The 1,205-nt window shown below is 70.8% G+C and carries 1 protein-coding gene; it reads right to left on the bottom strand.

Translation table 11 applies throughout. The annotated features are described in order from the left end of the window. A partial coding sequence (locus AC5LSR_RS09135) for an AAA family ATPase (RefSeq protein ID WP_493468352.1) occupies positions 1-1,001 on the bottom strand: 1,001 nt, incomplete at its 3' end. Positions 1,002-1,205: the final 204 nt, after the last annotated feature.

Here is a 1,205-nt window from a genome sequence, read left to right as displayed (position 1 = left end):
GCGGATCGCAGGACGCCGAGGTACAGCCGCAGGTTGCTGTCGGCGATCCGGTACAGCGCGGGCCTGCCGGGCTGTGTCGAGAGGGGCTCGTCGACGGCGAGCACCCGCTTCTCCTCGACAAGCCGGCGCAGCAGCGGCGACAGCGACCCCGAACGCAGAGCACCCTGCCGGCCGCCCGCCGCCGCGGCGATGTTGGCATGGGTGCGCTCCCCGGCACCCACCGCTTCGAGGACGCGCCGCGCCTGGTCGGGCGTGGGGAATTCGGCCATCAGCGTGGATTCCGGCACGCTGAACAGCGGCGAGGCCGGGTCGGCGCACTCCTGTTCCAGGAAGGGCAGCGGCGGGGTCCCGTGCGGCCAGCTCCGCAGGATGCCAGGCAGTCCGCCGGAGACCAGGTGGGCGTCGATGGCGTCGGCCGCGTCCAGGCCGAGAGCGTGAGCGGTCTCCAGCGGGTTGAGGGGGCCGAGGACGAGGTTGTCGGCCCGGCCGAAGAACGGGCGGTCGTAGGCGGTGAGCCGTTCCATCATGTGGATGTCGCTGCCGAGCAGCAGCAGGAGCACCGGCCGTCCGGCGAGCAGCCTGTCCCAGGCCGTCTGCAGCGCGCCGTCGAACAGGTCGTCCTGTTCGGCGAGCCAGGGGAGCTCGTCGAGGACGATGATCGCCGGCGCGTCCGGCAGGACCGAGGCGAGGACGCGGAAGGCGTCCGGCCAGCTTCCCGTGGATCGCGCGGGGACGAGTTCACGATCGGTCGGCAGGGACGATTCCTTCAGGTCCGCGAACAAGGCGGCCACCGATTCGACCGGTGAGGCACCCTTGGTGGCGGTGAAGAACAGGTACGGGACGCCGGCCTGATCGCAGAACTCCTGCACGAGGCGTGACTTGCCCACCTGGCGGCGGCCTCGGATGGCGAGCGCCGCCCCGGAATGCGAGGCGGCGACCCGGTCCAGCCGTTTCCGCAGGAGAGCGAGCTCGGCCGCTCGTCCGACAAAACCCGTCGTCACACCTGAATCCCGTCTATGTAGATGCCATCTACATAGATACATGCTACCGAAGGGATCGCCTGGGCAGTCGAAGCCATCACGGAAAGTGTCTGTCCGGAGGCTCCCGGCAGGCGGGAAGGGCCTACGCCCGGGGAACGGCAGGACGATCGTGCGCGCCGGCCGGCAGCGCCTGGCGCCTTCGGCCTCGGCGCGACAAGCCCCGAC

Source organism: Protofrankia sp. CiP1_Cm_nod4, assembly GCF_982290645.1.
Note: the sequence above shows the minus strand (reverse complement) of the source record. Positions and strands in the feature narration are given on the sequence as shown.